At 60.7% G+C, this 18,657-nt stretch carries 6 protein-coding genes; 3 read left to right on the top strand and 3 right to left on the bottom strand.

What is annotated here, in order from left to right:
* Positions 1-55 precede the first annotated feature (55 nt).
* The 3 genes from ACZ5WW_RS19960 to ACZ5WW_RS19950 all read left to right on the top strand — a co-directional run bounded on the left by ACZ5WW_RS19960 (position 56) and on the right by ACZ5WW_RS19950 (position 2,079).
* Positions 56-670, top strand: a complete 615-nt coding sequence (locus tag ACZ5WW_RS19960) for a L,D-transpeptidase family protein (protein ID WP_377162123.1) — start codon at positions 56-58, stop codon at positions 668-670.
* A gap of 8 nt (positions 671-678) precedes the next feature.
* Entirely contained in the window at positions 679-1,023 is a 345-nt protein-coding gene (locus ACZ5WW_RS19955; RefSeq protein WP_377162120.1) for a rhodanese-like domain-containing protein, read from the top strand.
* Positions 1,024-1,104: 81 nt separating this feature from the next.
* Positions 1,105-2,079: a magnesium transporter CorA family protein gene (locus ACZ5WW_RS19950; RefSeq protein ID WP_377162117.1), complete on the top strand. Its 975-nt coding sequence runs from the start codon at positions 1,105-1,107 to the stop codon at positions 2,077-2,079.
* Positions 2,080-2,089: 10 nt separating this feature from the next.
* On the opposite strand, the gene ACZ5WW_RS19945 is transcribed toward ACZ5WW_RS19950, so the two are convergent.
* The 3 genes from ACZ5WW_RS19945 to ACZ5WW_RS19935 all read right to left on the bottom strand — a co-directional run bounded on the left by ACZ5WW_RS19945 (position 2,090) and on the right by ACZ5WW_RS19935 (position 18,624).
* Positions 2,090-16,372 carry an autotransporter-associated beta strand repeat-containing protein gene (locus ACZ5WW_RS19945; RefSeq protein WP_377162114.1) on the bottom strand — a complete coding sequence of 4,761 codons (14,283 nt, stop codon included), beginning with the start codon at positions 16,370-16,372 and terminating at the stop codon, positions 2,090-2,092.
* Between the two features lie 591 nt (positions 16,373-16,963).
* On the bottom strand, positions 16,964-18,472 hold the full coding sequence (locus ACZ5WW_RS19940; RefSeq protein WP_377162111.1) for an arylsulfatase: 1,509 nt from the start codon (positions 18,470-18,472) through the stop codon (positions 16,964-16,966).
* Positions 18,469-18,624: a hypothetical protein gene (locus ACZ5WW_RS19935; protein ID WP_377162108.1), complete on the bottom strand. Its 156-nt coding sequence runs from the start codon at positions 18,622-18,624 to the stop codon at positions 18,469-18,471. Before ACZ5WW_RS19935 ends, ACZ5WW_RS19940 begins: the two co-directional genes overlap by 4 nt.
* Between the last annotated feature and the right edge of the window lie 33 nt (positions 18,625-18,657).

Here is an 18,657-nt window from a genome sequence, read left to right as displayed (position 1 = left end):
TGTGGCACGGCATATGATCGCGGCTTTTCAGGCCGCGCAAACGTACCCCTCACGCATGAGTCAATCGGCAATCCCCCAGGCCATCCGCATCCTCCTTCTTCCCGCCCTCGCTCTCCTGGCCTCCTGCCAGAGCGCCAGCACACGCGGGCAGACGCAGTACCTCGAGGCCTTCTCGACCGAGAGCGTCCCCCACTCCGCCATGTACAACGCCGACCAGGACTCCTACTGGGACGGCGACGGCATGTCTGGCGCTCCCAGCATCACCATCGACATCAGCGACCAGAAGGCCTACTTCTACAAAGGCGGCGCACTCGCCGGCGTCTCCGCGCTTTCCACCGGTGACGAACGGCATGCCACCAAGACCGGCACCTTCAAGATCATCGAGAAGGACCAGTGGCACAAATCCAACCTCTACGGTGACTTTGTGGACAGCGCCGGCAATGTCGTCATGGCCAACATCGACGTGACCAAGGACAAGCCCCCGCCCGGCACCCGCTTCGAAGGCTCCAAGATGCACCACTTCATGCGCTTCGTTGGCGGCATCGGCATGCATGAGGGTTTCCTTCCCGGCTACCCCGCCTCCCACGGCTGCGTCCGTATGCCCCCACACATGGCGGCCATCTTCTACAACAACGTCTCCAAAGGCACACCCGTCACGGTTCGCCCCTGAGATCGCTCATGACACCGGAAACACCGCTCGAAATCGAACCTGCAGACGTAAGTACCCTGCTGCAAAGCCCGGGCGGGCACCCATTCCGTCTCATCGACTGCCGAGAGGAAAGCGAATGGCAGATCTGCCGCCTCCCCCAGGCGCAGCTCGTTCCCCTCTCCCGTTTTGGTGAGCTCGCCCCCCAGCTGTTCACAGACCCCGGCGAGCACATCATCATCTACTGCCATCATGGCATGCGCAGCATGCGCGCCACAGAGTTCCTGCGCCAGCTTGGCATCCACCGCACGCAGAGCATGCGCGGCGGCATCGAGGCTTGGTCAGACGAGGTTGACCCCTCGACGCCACGGTATTGACACATATCCCGGGTGAGTTTGCTCTGGCACATCATGCCTGTGCGGCTACCCTCCATCCCCCCCCCGCACACGCATCCACGCATGGTACGACTTCTCACACAGCAAGGACAGCTCATCGACTGGAATGACGAAAAGACACATCCGTTCCCGGACAATCTCGTCTTCCTCGATCTGCTGAACCCCAGCCGTGCCGAGGAGATCGAAGCCGAAAAATGGCTCGAATACCAGCTCCCCACGCGTGAAGAAATGCAGGAGATCGAGGAATCCAGCCGACTCTACACCGAGAAAGGTACGCTGTACATGACCGCCTGGCTTCCCGTCGGGCTCGACACCACGGACCCCGACAACACCTCCATCTCCTTCGTCATCGCCCCGGACTGCCTCACCACCGTCCGCTACGCAGACCCCCTCTCCTTCCGCATTCTCACAGACCAGGCCAAACGTCAGTGCACCACACCGCTGACCAGTGACGCCGTCTTCCTCCTCCTGCTCGAGCTCATCGTCGCCCGCATCGCAGACGCACTTCAGAGCGTCGAGGCCGACATGAAAAAAATCTGCCGGGACATTTTCACCCTCGACCCTCACAAGGCCCACGCCGCCGTGGAGAAAGACCTCAGCGATGTCGTCAAGCTCCTCGGCCGCCGCAGCGCCCTCGTCGCCAATGTCCGCGAAAGCCTGCTCAGCATCAGCCGCATGCTTCAGTACTTCCTCAACAACGCCGCCAGCTGGATGCGTGGAGACCTCGCCGCACAGTTCCGCAGCGTCATGCGCGACATCAAGAGCATGGACGACTACACCAACCAGCAGACCCAGGAGATGACCTTCCTCCTGGAGTCCACCCTCGGCCTCATCAACATCCAGCAGAACCAGATCATCAAGATCTTCACCGTCGCCAGCGTCCTTTTCATGCCCCCGACCCTCATCGCCAGCATCTACGGCATGAATGTCGGCCTCCCGGCACCCAGCAACGGCTGGGCCTTTGTGCTCGTCATGATCATGATCGTGCTCTCAGCGATCCTGCCGATCGTCTACTTCAAGCGCAAACGGCTGCTCTAGCCCCCCGCCGCTAGAACTGGTAGCTGAACCGGATGCTGCCAAAGTGCGCCTGAAGATCATGGCGGAAGAACTGCCCCTGGTAGGAAAGCATGAGGCTGAACCGGTCGGTAAATGCAAGGCTCACACCCAGCCCGGCCACCAGGTAATCCTGCCCCGGGGATTGGTTGCCCCCGCTGGCAGAAAAGGGCACATTGATCAGCGAAACACTGGTCCCGTTGTTGTTCTTGATGTTCTGACGCTCGTAGCTCAGACGCAGCTGCGGAGTGATCGTCGCAAAACTCGTCCTTATCTGCTTGGAGGCAGACCAGCCCACCCGGCTGACCAGAGACTGGTAGCTCTGCGCACTGTAATGCAGGGCGGCCAGCCCGCCGCCAGTCTCGCTGTACGCGTCGATCGAGCCGTGCAGATAATCCACCCCGGCAAACGGTCCTGTGACCAGCGTGTCGTCCTGAAAGCGGAAGTTCCATCCCGCATTGTATTGCACCGAATGCGTATAGGTGCGGGTCGACCCGTAGGCCGTTGGAAAGGGCGCGCCAGGATTGCGCGTGGAGTCCATCTGATAGGTGCCAAAGCTGTAGAGAACGCTGTTCCAGAAGCCGCCACGCACGTAGGAAAGGTAGCTCGACAGCGCAGGGCCTTCGAGGTACAGGCTGCCAAGGTTGCCGGCATACCCCTGGGTGCTCTGCAAAAAGGAGGCGGCAAACCCAAGCGTCAAGCCTCGTGAGAGGTGGCGCTCCACACCCACTCCGGACGCCCAGGAATCCACCTGCACGCCAGCCTGTGTTCGGATGGCGTTGAGTTTGACATTGCCATAGTTCACCGTCGCAAACACCTCCCACTGCCGGGAGCGCGCCACACGCCTGGCCATGGGGGAGGCCTTTTCTGGGTCACCGTCTCCTTCCCCCACAATCACTCCCTCATCCAGCGAGGCGGCGATGGAGCCCGAGCCCTCTTCCCCTCCGCCGTTACGGAGGTTGAAGAGATGGCCGTTCAGGTCGGCCGTGACCGTATTGCCACCCGCGATCAGCGCCTGTCCTTGCACCGCGGCAAGCGCCAGCCCGCCATTGGTGTCGATGATGGAGAACACACCATCGCTCGGATCAAGATAGCTCGTGACACCGCTCGCCAGCCCCAGGCTTCGGTCATCCAGAGCCATCCTTGTGGTCACGCTTCCCGCATTGGCATCGCCCGTATTGAGGTGAACAAGCTGCCATTGATCGCCTCCGTGGAAGTTTCTCATGCCGTTGGGATTGCCGATGACGACCTTGCCACCGGCCGAGGAATCCAGCACTCCGTGCAGGTTGATGGAATCTGCCGCACTTGCATTGCCAAGGTTGTTGCCCAGCCCCGCGCCGCTGAACAGGTCCAGATGGATCACACTGTCTGCGCCCATCACCACAGCACCCGAGCCAGATGTTGTTAGCGCAAAAACCGACGCCGTGGCCGCGGCTGCGGGATCCCCCACGCTGAAGCTGCCATTGAGGAAAATGGACTGGTCCGCCGCCACAGTCACGGCTCCGGTCCCGGTCAGCAGGCTGTCATTGCTCACATGGAGCTGTGTCGTGCTCACTGCCGCATTGGCTATCAGGCTCGCTCCATTCTGCAGCGTTGTAGGTCCGTTGTAGTCACTGTCAGCAGCGACCACGAGTTCCGTTCCGTCCACCACAAGATCCGAGCCAGCACTGGCTCCGCTGATGCCCGTAACGCTCACATTCACCGTTCCTCCGCCTGTGATGGTAAGAACAGTGCCGTCTTTCACCAGGCCGCCGGTGAGGTTCAAAACACCGCCTCCCACATTGATGCTGGCATTCGTCTCCGCAGTAATCACACCGGCATAGCTGCTGGTGCCGCTGTTCCTAAGCGCACCGCCATTGCCCACCCCGCTGCCGTTGATCCCCAGAGCCTCGGATGTGCTGTAGCTCACATGGTTGAGCAGCAGCGTCGCTCCACTGCCTACTGTCGTGCCTGCGCTGCCGGCCCCTAGCGCGTTGTTGCCGTTCACCACCAGAGTGCCCGCCCGCACATCCGTCTCGCCGGCATAAGTGTTGTCACCATTGAGCGTCAGCGTGCCGCTGCCAGCCTGGACCACGGCACCTCCGCCGCTGATCAAGCCCGCAAAGTCGCTCCCCTGCACCACCGCATCCGACCGGTTAAAAACCAGCGTCCCATCATTGCTCAGCGCACTGCTGGTGGAGAGTGAGCCCGTGGTGCCACCGCTGCCGATCTGCAGCGTCCCCTCACCAATCGTTGTGGCGCCGGTGTAGCTGTTGGCAGCCGTCAGCACCCAGGTGCCGGCCCCTGACTTGGTCAGCGCTGTGGCACCGCCATGGTCTCCAATCACGGCCGCGAGAATGTTGTCACCCGTGTTGGTGCCGGTGAGCGTCAGCGTTCGGCCGCCGCTCTGGCTGTTAAAGTCCACGCTCCCGGTGTTCGTAAAGTTCACCGCGCCGCTGCCGGAGGCCTCCAAGACGCCCCCGTTGATGCCCACGCTGAACAGACGGTCCGTACTGGCTGCCTCGCCGGTATATTGAAGGCGGCCTCCATTGATCACGAGATTGGCCGCCGCATTGGAAGATGCCCCGATGTTGCTGCTCGTCCCGCCATCGGCCAGCACAGCCACGCTCAGCACTCCGGCGTTGATCGTTGTGCTGCCGGTGTAGCTGTTGCCCCCTGTCAGCGTGGTGCTCCCGGCTCCCGCCTGGGTGAAATCACCGCTGCCGCTGATCGCATTGGCGATGGTGAGCGCATCCAAACGGTTGATGACGAGCCTGGAGTTGTTGGTCACAGCACCTGTTCCCAGCGCACCCGTTGCCCCGCCTGCGCCCACCTGCAATTCGCCGGCGCTGATGACGGTGCTGCCTGTGTAGATGTTCGCTCCGGTCAGCACCCAGGTGCCGGTGCCAGACTTGGTCAGCGTAGTCGCCCCGCCATTGTCACCGATCACGGCAGCAATCGTGTTGCCTTCCGTGTTTGTTCCTGTGAGCGTCAGAGCACGTGTGCCGCTCTGCCCGTTGAAGCCCATGCTTCCGGTGTTCGTGAGATTCACGGCTCCTGTGCCAGAAGCCTCCAAGGTGCCACCGTCCGTTCCCACACTGAAAAGGCGGTCCGTGCTCACATCTTCGCCCGTGTACTGCAAAGCTCCCCCATTGAGCACCAGGTTCGTCGCTTCATTGGTGGACGCCCCCAGATGACTGTTGCTGCCTCCATCTGCAAGGACTGCCACGCTGAGCACTCCGGCATTGATCGTCGTGCTGCCGCTATAGCTGTTGTCCCCCGTCAGCGTGGTGGTTCCCGATCCTGCCTGCGTAAGCGAACCGCTGCCGCTGATCTCATTGGCGATGGTCAGTGCATCGGAGCGGCTGATGATGAGGCTGGCGTTGTTGATCACCGCACCGCTTCCGAGTGAGCCCGCGGTGCCACCAGCACCGATCTGCAGCACGCCCGCGCTGATGGTCGTGATACCGCTGTTGCTGTTGTTTCCTGTGAGCACCCACGTTCCGGCTCCCGACTTCGTCAGCGCAGTCGCACCCCCATTGTCGCCGATCACTGCGGCAAGAGTGTTATCACCGGTGTTCGTTCCGGTCAGGGTCAGCGTGCGGATGCCGCTCTGACCGTTGAAGCCCATGCTGCCCGTGTTGGTAAAGCTCAACGCTCCCGTGCCTGAGACGTCCAAGGTGCCGCCATTGGTTCCTACGCTGAATAAACGGTCCGTGCTCACATCCCCGCCCGTGTACTGCAAAGCCCCCCCATTGAGCACCAGGTTCGTCGCTTCATTGGTGGACGCCCCCAGATGGCTGTTGCTGCCTCCATCTGCAAGGACTGCCACGCTGAGCACTCCGGCATTGATCGTCGTGCTGCCGCTATAGCTGTTGTCCCCCGTCAGCGTGGTGGTTCCCGATCCTGCCTGCGTAAGCGAACCGCTGCCACTGATGTCATTGGCGATGGTCAGTGCATCAGAGCGGTTGATGATGAGGCTGGCGTTGTTGGTCACCGCACCTGAACCAAGCGTACCATTCGTGCCACCGGAGCCCACCTGGAGCACTCCAGCGCCAATGGTCGTGGTTCCCGTGTAGGTGTTGGATCCGGTCAGTGTGAATGTGCCCGAACCCGTTTTGACAATCGACAGCGCTCCTGTGCCACCGTCTTGAATGACACCGCTGAAAGTGGTGCTGGTGTTATTCCCACCCGTCGTCAGGGCTGCCGCATCCACGGAGTTGTTCTGCACGGTCCCTGAGCCTGCCAGCGAGCCGATTCGCGCGTTCAGTCCATTCAGCTCCAAAGTGGCATGCGATCCCAAAATGATCGCTGAATCCAAGTTGCTGCCGCCAATTTGAAGCACGCCGGAACTGACGGTGGTGGCCCCTGTGTAGGTGTTGGCTCCAGTGAGCAGCCAGGTGGCGGTGCCATCGATCGACACCGAAGTAGCGCCGCCATAATCTCCGATGGCCGCTGCGATGATGTTCACCCCGCTGTTCGTTCCCGTGAGCAGCAGGTTGCGGTCACCGCTCTGTCCGTTGAATCCCATGCTGCCGGTGTTGGTGAAATTCAGCGCACCAATGCCAGTCACATCGATCACCGCGCTGCCGATGCCCACGCTGAACAAGCGATCCGTGCTCGCATCTGCCGCGCCTGAGTATTCAAGCGTGCCGCCATTGATCACCAGATTCTCAGCAGCGCTCGTCGCTGCGCCAATATTGCTGCTGCTGCCGCCGTTGGCGAGGGAAGCCACTTTGAGAACACCGGCATTGATTGTCGTCGCCCCGGTGTAGGAGTTGGTGCCGCTGAGAGTGGTCGTGCCTGATCCAGCCTGATTAAACGAACCGCTGCCGCTGATCGTATTGGCAAGGGTGATGGCATCCGAACGATTGATCACAAGACTGGCATTGTTGACCACAGCGCCACTGCCCAGCGAACCCGTGGTGCTGCCACTCCCCACTTGCAGCACTCCACCGCTGACGGTCGTGGTGCCGGTGTAGGTGTTCGTTCCAGTCAGCACCCAGGTGCCCGCGCCGGATTTGACCAGCGAGGTCGCTCCACCGTTGTCACCGATCACCGCAGCCAGGGTGTTATTGCCAGTATTCGTGCCCGTAAGGGTCACAGTGCGCGTGCCGCTCTGGCTGTTGAAACCCATGCTGCCTGTGTTGGTAAAATTCACGGCTCCCGTACCGGAAGCATCCACGGTACCGCCACTTGTTCCCACACTGAAAAGGCGGTCCGTGCTCGCTGCCGCTCCGGTGTATTGCAGCGTGCCACCGTTCAGCACCAGGTTCGTCGCAGCATTGGTTGAGGCACCCAGATTGCTGGTAGCGCCTCCGTTCGCAATGGAAGCAACACTGAGCACTCCGGCACTGATGGTCGTGCTCCCGGTGTAGCTGTTCGCCCCGGTCAGCGTGGTGGTGCCGGCCCCCTGCTGGACCAGCGAACCGCTGCCACTGATGCTGTTGGCAAGGGTGATGGCATTCGAATGGTTGATCACCAGGATGCCGTTGTCAGTCACCGCTCCGGTCCCGAGCGTCCCCGAGGTTCCACCATTGCCGACCCTGAGCACCCCGGCGCTGATGGTCGTGGTTCCAGTATAAGTGTTCGTTCCAGTCAGCACCCAGGTGCCATTGCCAGATTTCACCAGAGAGGTGGCACCACCATTGTCACCAATGGCTGCGGCGAGAGTGTTGTTGCCGGCATTCGTTCCGGTGAGGGTCAGCGTGCGCGCACCGCTCTGGCTGTTAAATCCCATGCTGCCCGTGTTGCTAAAATTCACCGCACCCGTGCCCGAGGCATCCAGCGTGCCACCACTCGTCCCAACGCTGAACAGCCGGTCCGTGCTGGCGACAGCTCCGGTGTATTTTAAAGCACCACCGTTCAGCACCAGGTTCGTTGCAGCGTTGGTGGAAGCTCCAATGCTGCTGGCACTTCCCCCGTTCGCCAGTTTCGTCAAGCTTAAGGTGCCTGAGTTGATCAGGGTGATGCCGGTGTACGTGCTCGTGCCCGAAAGCACCCAGAGTCCGCTGCCGTTTTTATAAATGGATGTGGCTCCGCCATTGTCACCGATGATGGCGGCAATGGTGTTGTTGCCAGTGTTGCTCCCCTGTAGAAACAGCACCCGTGCTCCCGACTGGCCGCCAAACCCCATGCTTCCAGTGTTGGTAAAGTTCACCTCCCCGGTTCCAGAGGCGTCCAGCGTGCTCCCTCCTGTCTGAATGCTGAAGAGCCGGTCAGTACTCGTAGCTGCACCCGTGTATTTGAGTGTGGCTAGTCCGAGAACCAAGTTGGAGGCTGCATTGCTCGATGCTCCGATGTTGCTCGCCACGCCGCCGTTGGCGAGACTTGTCACCACCAGTATTCCCAGATCGATTCGGGTGCTGCCAGTATAGGTGTTGGCGCCCGTCAGCACCCAGGTGCTGGAGGCAAGTTTGATCAGGGAGGTGGAGCCGCCATTGTCGCCGATCATCGCGGCAAGCGTGTTGTTCCCCGTATTGCTGCCGCTGAGAGTCAATGTGCGGGCGCCCGTGCTGTTGAACCCCATGCTGCCAGTGTTGCTGAAGTTGATCGCTCCGCTGCCAGAGGCGTCCAGGGAACCTCCGCCAGTCCCCAGGCTGAAGAGCCGGTCCGTGCTGGCCGCAGCGCCAGTGTACTGCAGCACGCCGTTGTTTAGCAGCAGGTTCGTGGCGGCATTCGTTGAGGCGCCGATGTTGCTGGCACTCCCTCCGTCGGCCAGACTTGAGACAACCAGCTGGCCGCCAAGAATCCTGGTCACTCCGGTATAAGTGTTGGCTCCGCTCAGAGTCCATTGTCCTCCACCGCTTTTCGTCAGCGCCGTGGCTCCCCCATTGTCGCCAATCAGTGCTGCCAGCGAAGCATTGCCACCTGCAAGTGTGAGCGTGCGCGCACCGCTCTGTCCGTTGAATCCCATGCTGCCAGTATTGGTGAAGCTCAGCAGACCAGTCCCGGCTCCTTCAAGGGTGCCACCAATGATCGCAAGGGAGAACAATCTGTCCGTGGAGGCTGCGGCTCCTGTGTACCTCAGTGTTCCCCCTTCCAGCAGCAGATTTGTCGCTGCCGCGCTGGACGCCCCGATGCCGCTGGCCACTCCGCCGTCGGCCAGCTTGTTGGTCACAAGCACCCCGTCATCAAGGGTGGTCATTCCGGTATAGGTATTGCTGCCAAGAAGAGAAAGCGTGCCCGTGCCTGCCTTGGTGATTGCCAGTGCAGCGCTTCCTCCGTCTTGAATGATACCGCTAAAGCTGCCGGTCGAAGTGCCCGCAACGGTCAGGGTCGCCGCAGTCGCCGCCCCGTTTTGCACTGTTCCCGCTCCGGTCAGTCCGATGACGGTGTTGGTAAATCCGTTGACTCCCAACGTCGCACCGCTCGCAACAGTGATGGCGGAAGCCGTGCTAAATGCATTGTCTGCGCCGGCTTGCAGTGTTCCTGCGTTTACGAAGGTGGCACCGGAATAGTTTTTGGTTCCGGTAAACGTCGTCGTCCCTGTACCCGCTTGCGTAAAGGTGCCCAGACCGCTGAGGGTGTTGGCAATTGTGATCGCGTTTGACCGGTTGATGATCAGGCTGCCGCTGTTGCTCACCACACCGGTTCCGAGCGCACCCGAGGTACCGCCGTTGCCCACCTGCAGGACACCTGAGCTGATGTTGGTGGCGCCTGTGTAAGTGTTCATTCCTGTAAGCACCCACGTGCCGGTTCCAGACTTGGTGAGAATGGTGGCTCCCCCGTTGTTGCCGATCACCGCCGCCAGGGTGTTGCTGTCGGAGTTCGTGCCCGTTAGGGTCAAGGTACGCCCGCCAGACCCGCTCAGCCCCAGGCTGCCCGTGTTGGTGAAATTCACCGCTCCAGTTCCGGAGGCGTCCAGCTTTCCTCCGCTCACATCCACGGTGAACAAACGGTCCGTGCTTGTGGCACCCCCGATGTACTGCAGCGTTGCCGCCAGATTGAGTGTCAGATTTCCGGCCGCATTGCTGGAGGCGCCGATGCTGCTCACACTGCCCCCGTCTGCCAGGGTGGACACACGCAGGATGCCGCTGTTGATGAAAGTCCCTCCAGTGTAGCTGCTCGCCCCGGTGAGCGTCCATGTCGAGGAATCGTCCTTGAGCACTGTCGTGGCTCCTCCGTTGTCACCAATCGCCGCAGCGAGCGAGCCTATGTATGAACCTGCAAGGGACAGCGCGCGCGTGCCGCTTTGGCCATTGAAGCCCATGCTGCCCGTATTGGTGAAATTCACCGCTCCAGTTCCAGAGGCATCCAGCGTGCCACTGCCGCTGCCAATGCTGAAAAGACGGTCCGTGCTCACCGCTCCTCCGGTGTACTGAAACGTCGCTGAATTGATCACCAGATTGGCAGCCGCATTGCTGGAGGCGCCGATGCTGCTCGCACTGCCGCCATCAGCCAGGTTGGTCACGACAAGCTTGCCGCCCCCGCTGACGGTTGTCGTCCCGGTGTAGGTGTTCATTCCCGTGAGCACCCATGTCCCGTTGCCAGACTTCGTGACTGAAGTCGTGACGGCACTCTCCCCGATGACGGCGGCCAGCGTGTTGTTGCCTGTGTTGGCCCCTGTCAGCGTCAGTGTGCGCGGGCTTGCTCCGCCAGGTGTCAGCCCCATGCTGCCCGTGTTGGTGAAATTGATCGCACCCGTTCCCGAGGCATCAAGGATGGCTCCCGCTCCCGCATCGATGCTGAAAAGCCTGTCCGTGCTGGTGGCCGCACCAGTGTATTTCAGTGTCGCCGACAAGCTGACAAACTCAATGTTGCCGGCCGCGTTGCTTGCAGCGCCAATGCCGCTCGCGCTCCCGCCGTTGCCCAGGCTGGAAATGCTCAGCGTACCTGCGCCCCCGATCAGGGTGGCTCCGGTGTAAGTGTTCGCTCCAGTCAGAGTCGTCGTGCCGGCAGCCCCTTGGACAAGCTTGCCACTGCCGCTGATGGTCTGGGAGAGCGTCAGGGCATTGGTGCGCATCAGCGTGATCTGCCCGTTGTTGACCACATTGCCGCTGCCCAGGGTTCCCACCGTCCCGTTCGCTCCGACGTTCAGGGTGCCGTCATTCACGGTTGTGGTCCCGGTGTAAGTATTGGTTCCAGTCAGCGTCCACGTTCCAGTTCCATTTTTCACAAGGGAGGTGGCACCACCGTTGTCTCCTATGACCGCCGCGATCTGATTGGTGGCAAAAGCGCTGGTCCCAGTGAGTGTCAGAGTGCGCGCACCGCTCTGGCTGTTGAAACCCATGCTACCGGCATTGGAGAAGGTAATCCCAGCGGCCCCCGAAGAATCCAGTGTCCCGCCACTGGTGCCCACGCTGAAGAGGCGGTTCGTGCTTCCGCCTCCCCCAGTATATTGCAAAATCCCGCCATTGAGCACAAGGTTGGCCGCCACACTGGTGGAGGACCCGATGTTGCTGCTGACACCGCCGTTGGCCAGGCTTGTCACGATCAGTTTGCCTCCGCTGATCGTCGTCGCTCCCACGTAGCTGTTCGTGCCGCTGAGGGTTGTGGCTCCGGAGCCAGCCTGAGTCACAGAACCGCTGCCGCTGATGGTGTTGCTCACAGTCACACTGTCAGAACGGTTGAAGGTCAGATTGGCATTGTCAGTCACCGCCCCGCTTCCCAGTGAGCCGGAAGTGCCACCGTTCCCGATCTGCAGCACTCCGCCAATGATGGTGGTGGTGCCTGTATAGCTGTTGGCTCCGGTGAGCACCCAGGTCCCTGCGCCACTTTTCGTCAGAGCCGTGGCTCCGCCATTGTCACCGATCACTGCAGCCAGGGTGTTGCCTCCCGTGTTCGTGCCTGTGAGGGTCAGGGTGCGTGCGCCTGTTTGGCTGTTGAAACCCATGTTGCCTGTGTTGGTGAAATTCACCGCACCGGTGCCTGAAGCGTCCAGCGTTCCACCTAGATTGCCGATGCCAAACAGACGGTCAGTCGTGGATCCGGTGCCTGTATATTTCAGAATGCCGTTGTTGAGAGCGATGTTGTCTGCCGCATTGCTCGCCGCACCAAGATTGCTGGCCACACCTCCGTTTGCAATCGTCGCAACAGATAGAGTCAGCCCGCCGCTAATCGTCGTCACACCTGAGTATGTGTTGGTTCCGCTCAAGGTGTGCGAGCCGGCATTGACCGTGACCCCCCCCGTTCCGCTGATGGTTTGTGAAAGGTTGAGCCCGGCCGTGTTGTTCAGCATGAGAATGCCGTTGTTCACAATGTTCCCGCTGATGGAGCCTGTGCTGCCAAAGTTCCCCAGAACCAGTGTGCCCCCGCTGATGGTGGTCGTCCCTGTGTAAGTGTTGTTTCCGGTCAGCATCCAGGTGCCGGTGCCAGATTTGACCAGTGACGTCGCACCTCCGTTGTCCCCGATCACTGCCGCCAGGACGTTGCCGCCACCAGAGCTGCCCGTCAGCGTCAGTGTGCGTGCGCCGGATTGCCCGTTGAAACCCATGCTGCCAGTGTTCGTGTAGCTCAGCACTCCGCCCGATGAATCCAGTGTGCCTCCGGCAGTTCCCACGCTGAACAAACGGTCCGTGCTCGCAGCCCCTCCCGTATATTGCAATGTCCCACCGTTCAGCACGAGGTTCGTGGCCGCGCTTGAGGAGGCACCCATGTTGCTGCTGGTTCCCCCGTTGGCTATCGAGGAAATGCTCACAACCCCGGCGGTGATAACTGTGGCTCCAGTATATGAATTGGTGCCGCTCAGCGTGGTGGTTCCGGCACCCGCCTGAGTCACCGAACCGCTGCCGCTGATCGTGTTTGCGATGGTGATGTTGTCCGAACGGTTGAATGTCAGGTTGCCATTGTCAGTCACAGCCCCGCTGCCCAGTGTGCCGCTCGTTCCCCCGTTGCCCACCTGCAGCACACCGCCGCTGATCGTCGTCGTGCCGCTGTAGCTGTTCGCCCCAGTCAGCACCCAGGTCCCGGTGCCGGATTTGATCAGTGACGTGGCCCCGCCGTTGTCCCCGATCACTGCCGCCACACTGTTGGCCCCCGTGTTTGTGCCGGTGAGCGTCAAAGTGCGCGCCCCCGTCTGGCTGTTGAATCCCATGCTGCCCGTGTTCGTGAAATTCACGGCGCCCGTGCCGGAGGCATTCAGAGTTCCTCCACTGGTTCCCACGCTAAACAAACGATCCGTGCTGGAACCAGAGCCCGTGTACTGCAGCGTGCCTCCATTGAGCACCAGATTGGTGGCAACGTTGGCCGCGGCACCGATGCCACTGGCGCTCCCACCATCAGCCAGATTCGTCACACTCAGCACTCCAGTCCCATTGAGCGTCGTCGCGCCTGTGTAAGTGTTGGCACCCGTCAGCGCCCATGTCCCGGTGCCGGTTCGTGTCACAGACGTCGCCCCGCCGTTGTCGCCAATCACCGCAGCGATCGTGCTGGTCCCACCATTCGAATTCGCCAGCGTCAACGTGCGAGCTCCGGTCCCGACGAACCCCATGCTTCCCGTGTTGGTGAAGTTCACCCCGCCCGTTCCAAACACGTTCAAAGTGATCCCCGAAGTCCCCAGGCTGAACAGACGGTCCGTGCTCACCGCACCTCCCGTATAGGTCAGCGTTCCTCCATTGAGCACCAGATTGCTCGCGTCACTGCTCGATGCCCCGATGCTGCTCGCACTGCCTCCGTTCGCCAGCGAGTTCACCTTCAGCACCGCCGTGCCGCTCACCGTCGTCACACCGGTGTAGGTGTTCGCACCGCTCAGCACCCAGATGCCTCCGCCAGCCTTGGTCACAGACGTCGCCCCCCCGTTGTCACCGATCACCGCCGCCAGCGTGTTGTCATTCGCATTGCTCCCCGTCAGCGTCAGCGTGCGCGCCCCGCTCTGCCCGTTGAACCCCATGCTGCCCGTGTTGGTGAAGTTGATGTTAAAACCGCCCGAGGCGTCAATCGTCCCCCCGTTCGTGCCCACACTGAACAGACGGTCCGTGCTCACCGCAGAACCCACAACCCCTGAATATTTGAGGGTTCCTCCGTCCAGCACCAGATTGGCAGCTGCGCTACCCGATGCCCCGATGCTGCTGCTGCTGCCGCCATTGGCCAATGTAAGCACATTGAGCACCCCGCCGCTGATCGTCGTCACGCCCGAGTAGCTGCTGGACCCCGAAAGCGTCCACGTGCCAGCACCCTCTTTGGTGAGCGCCGTCGCACCGGCGCTGTCCCCGATCAATGTGGCCAGAATGTTGTTGCCTGAGTTTGACCCGGTGAGGGTCAGCGTCCGTGCACCGCCTTGCGAGTTGAACCCCATGCTCCCCGAATTGGTAAATGCCAGGGCACCGGTGCCCGAGGAATCAAGCGTCCCTCCACTGGTGCCCACGCTGAAGAGCCGGTCCGTGTTGACTCCCGTTCCGGTGTACCTGAGCGTTCCTCCATTCAGCACCAGATTGCTGGCCACACTGCTGGAAGCACCAATGTTGCTGGCGCTGTTGCCGTTGGCCAGGGTCGCCACACTCAGCACTCCGCCGCTGATCGTCGTCGCCCCAAGATAGCTGTTCAAACCGCTCAGCGTGGTGGTTCCGGCGCCCGCCTGAGTCACCGAACCGCTGCCGCTGATCGTGTTTGCGATGCTGATGTTATCAGAGCGGTTGAATGTCAGGTTGCCATTGTCAGTCACAGCCCCGCTGCCCAGTGTGCCGCTCGTTCCCCCGTTGCCCACCTGCAGCACACCACCGCTGATGGTCGTCGCACCTGTATAACTGTTGGTTCCGGTGAGCACCCAGGTGCCCACACCCGTTTTTGCCACCGCAGTGGCTGCGCCGTTGTCCCCGATCACTGCCGCCACACTGTTGGCCCCCGTGTTTGTGCCGGTGAGCGTCACCGTGCGCGCCCCCGTCTGGCTGTTGAATCCCATGCTGCCCGTGTTCGTGAAATTCACAGCGCCCGTGCCGGAGGCATTCAGAGTTCCCCCACTCGTTCCCACGCTAAACAAACGATCCGTGCTGGAACCTGAGCCCGTGTACTGCAGCGTGCCTCCATTGAGCACCAGATTGGTGGCAATGTTGGTCGCGGCACCGATGCCACTGGCGCTCCCACCATCCGCCAGAGTAGCTACACTGATCACTCCACCATTGATCGTGGTTGCCCCTGTGTAGGTGTTCGCCCCTGACAGAACCCAGGTGCTGGACACCACCGTGTGCGTTACGGACGTCGCACCGCCATTGTCACCTATCACCGCCGCGATCGTGCTGGCACCTCCGTTCGAATTGGCCAGCGTCAGCGTGCGCGCTCCGGTCCCGACGAACCCCATGCTTCCTGTGTTGGTAAAGTTCACCCCGCCCGTTCCAAACGCGTTCAAAGTGATCCCCGAAGTCCCCAGACTGAACAGACGGTCCGTGCTCACCGCTCCCCCTGTGTAGGTCAGCGTTCCTCCATTGAGCACCAGATTGCTCGCGTCACTGCTCGATGCCCCGATGCTGCTCGCACTGCCTCCGTTCGCCAGCGAGTTCACCTTCAGCACCGCCGTACCGCTCACCGTGGTCACACCGGTGTAGGTGTTCGCACCGCTCAGCACCCAGATGCCTCCGCCAGCCTTGGTCACAGACGTCGCCCCCCCGTTGTCACCGATCACCGCCGCCAGCGTGTTGTCATTCGCATTGCTCCCCGTCAGCGTCAGCGTGCGTGCACCGCTCTGCCCGTTGAACCCCATGCTGCCCGTGTTGGTGAAGTTGATGTTAAAACCGCCCGAGGCGTCAATCGTCCCCCCGCTCGTGCCCACACTGAACAGACGGTCCGTGCTCACCGCAGAGCCCGCACCTGTCGAGTACCTCAGCGTGCCTCCGTTCAGCACGAGATTCGCCGCCGCATTGCTTGAGGCTCCAATGTTGCTGTTGCTGCCGCCGTTGGCGAGGGTCGTCACATTCAGCACCCCACCGCTGATCGTCGTCACACCAGTGTAAGTGTTCGCACCCGAAAGTGTCAAAAAACCCGTGCCATCCTTGCTCAGCCCCGTGCTTCCGTCCAGCACGGCGCTGATCGTCGCCGTCGTGTTCGCAGTGATCGTGGAATTCAAAAGCGTGAGCGTGTTTCCACCTCCTGCCAGGGTGTACACGGAATTGAACACCATGTTCCCCACAGTCACCGCACCGCCTAATGTCACCGTGCCCGCCGTCCCGCCAAAGATGGCGGCATCTGGCGTCGCGCTGTTCCAGGTGGCGTCTCCACTACCGGTGTTCCAGTTTCCCAGACCGTCTGTCCAGGTTCCGCTGCCACCGGTGATGAGCCCCCCATTTCCTGAGATGATGTCCCATGTTAAGGTCGCTCCCTGAGTCGTCGGCTCCGCCAGCACGGCCAGGATCACTGCCAGCACCAGCATCCCATGCCTGCAGAGTATTCGGAAAGAAAGCTGATGAGTGGCAAAGCTAAAGTTTGAACCGCAACCGGAACCCAAAAAGTTTTTCATAAACAAATTTAAAAAATCAGCTTTTTTATTAAAATAAAAACGCATCAACATTCACCCATATCTTTTCCACTCCACAGCGCCCTCTCCAAATCAGAGACCCAAAGCTGCACAACACCGCATCTCAAAGGCCTCGCTGCTGCCGCCACTTGCCAATACTATTTTGTCTTGAAGATGACGCCCTGACTCAAAAGAGCCGCACTCGGTTTGCATAGTCCAAAGTCCGTGAATTAAATTTTATTTTATTTTTATACAAAAATAAGGGATAAGTTTATCTCACAGCAAGGATAAAAAAACCTTATCTAAGATACTTTAACCATTATCACCCAGACAATAGCACCCTATAAATCTTAAGAAATTAACTATTTTTAGGCAATTCCGCTCATGCAGACAGCTGGCAGCACAGCATGGCCGTCTCAGAACTTCATCATACTGGCCAGTCTCTAAAATAGCACGCAGCCACAGCACGCTCGCAGCCTGCTGCCGGCACCGTTGCAGCGCAGCTCATCAGCGGTCCAGCGCCGTCATCGGAAAGTCTGCACTGGGCTCATGCTGCCCGGCCATGATCTTCTTCATCTGGCTCACCAGGTCGGGGTGATCTGTCGCGACGTCCTTCGTCTCGCCGGGATCCGTGGCGATGTTAAACAGCTCCTCCGTTGCCACGCTGGCTTTGGCCTTCCCCTTCCCTTTGGGGGTGAGGTTGCGGCGCACCAGTTTCCATTCCCCCATTCGCAGCATCTGCTGCCCCCCGTAGCCATGAAACTCGCGGTATAGAAACTCCCGGTCTGCCTGCTTCTCCCCGAGCAGCGTCGGAGCAAAGCTGATGCCGTCTGTGCGCGGCGTCTTGTCCTTGGCCCCCGCAAGCTCCAGCAGCGTTGGCATCCAGTCTTCAAATCCGGTAACCCGGTCACTGATGCTACCAGCTTTGATCTTTCCCTGCCAGCGCACGATCCCCGGAGAGCGAATGCCTCCCTCATACAGCGTCCCCTTGCCATCACGTCGACCTTCGCTGGAATCAAAGAAAGCGCAGTCCGTGCCAGCCAGCCCCTGATGCGTGCCGCTGAGCGGCCCGTTGTCGCTGACAAACACAAAGATCGTGTCGTTATCCAGCCCCAGTTCGGTGATCAGCGCCTGCATGCGCCCGATCTCGCGGTCCATCCGCGTGATCATTGCCGCATACGCCGCCTTGGGCCGAAAATGTGGGATGTACCCCTTCCCGCCGGTATAGGGCGGATCGTCGAATTTTCCGGTGTACTCCTTGAGCGAATCATCCGGCACCTGCAGCGCCACATGCGGCACCGTTGTGGGCCAGTACAGGAAGAAAGGCCTGTCTTTGTTGTCACGGGCAAATTTCAGCGCCTGCTCCGCAATGAGGTCCGCCGAGTATTCATTGCCCTGAAAGCGCTTGTAGCTCTCCTCCTTCGCCGGGTCTTCTCCGGGCTTGAAGGTGTCATGAGGGGAAAACGGCGGATTCTTCAGCTCAATCGTCTTGTCATCATCCCACAGATAGGTGGGGTAAAAGTTATGCGCCACCCCTTGGCAGTTGTAGCCAAACCACCGGTCAAACCCCTGCCGCAGCTGCGCCCCGCTTGATGTCGGCCCCCCGAGCCCCCATTTCCCAAAGCCTCCCGTCGGATAGCCCATTGAACGAAAGACCTCCGCCACGGTCACGCTCTCCGCCGGAATCGGAAACTGGCCCTCGTGCTCCTGCCTGCCCACATCTGGCAGCCCCTTGGCGTCTTCTGCCTGGCGGTTGTCGCGGATGAAAGCATGCCCGGGGTGCAGCCCCGTCATCAGCACACACCGCGAAGGGGCACAGACGGCGTTGCCGCAGTACATCTGCGTAAATCGCATCCCCTCCGCCGCCATGCGGTCTAGGTTGGGCGTCTTGATGATCTTCTGCCCGTAGCACCCCAGATCACCGGGCCCCAGGTCGTCGGCCATGATGAAGATGATGTTGGGCTGGCGCGCATGCACCGTCAGCGTCAGGGCGAGCAGAAGAGCAAGAGACTTCATGGGGGATGGGAAACGGCAGCCGGAGCCTTTTCTTGTTTCGCTTTCTGCTTCGGCAGCGAATCCAGCTTCCACTGCAGCCACAGCGTCAGCAGCAGCATCGCCGCAATCAGCAGTAAAATGATGTAAAAGCCAGGGCGCGAGAGAAACTTCATGGGGAATGGATTCCAGCAAAAAAAGCGAGTTTC

The sequence above is a fragment of the Prosthecobacter fluviatilis genome, assembly GCF_055388355.1.
Note: the sequence above shows the minus strand (reverse complement) of the source record. Positions and strands in the feature narration are given on the sequence as shown.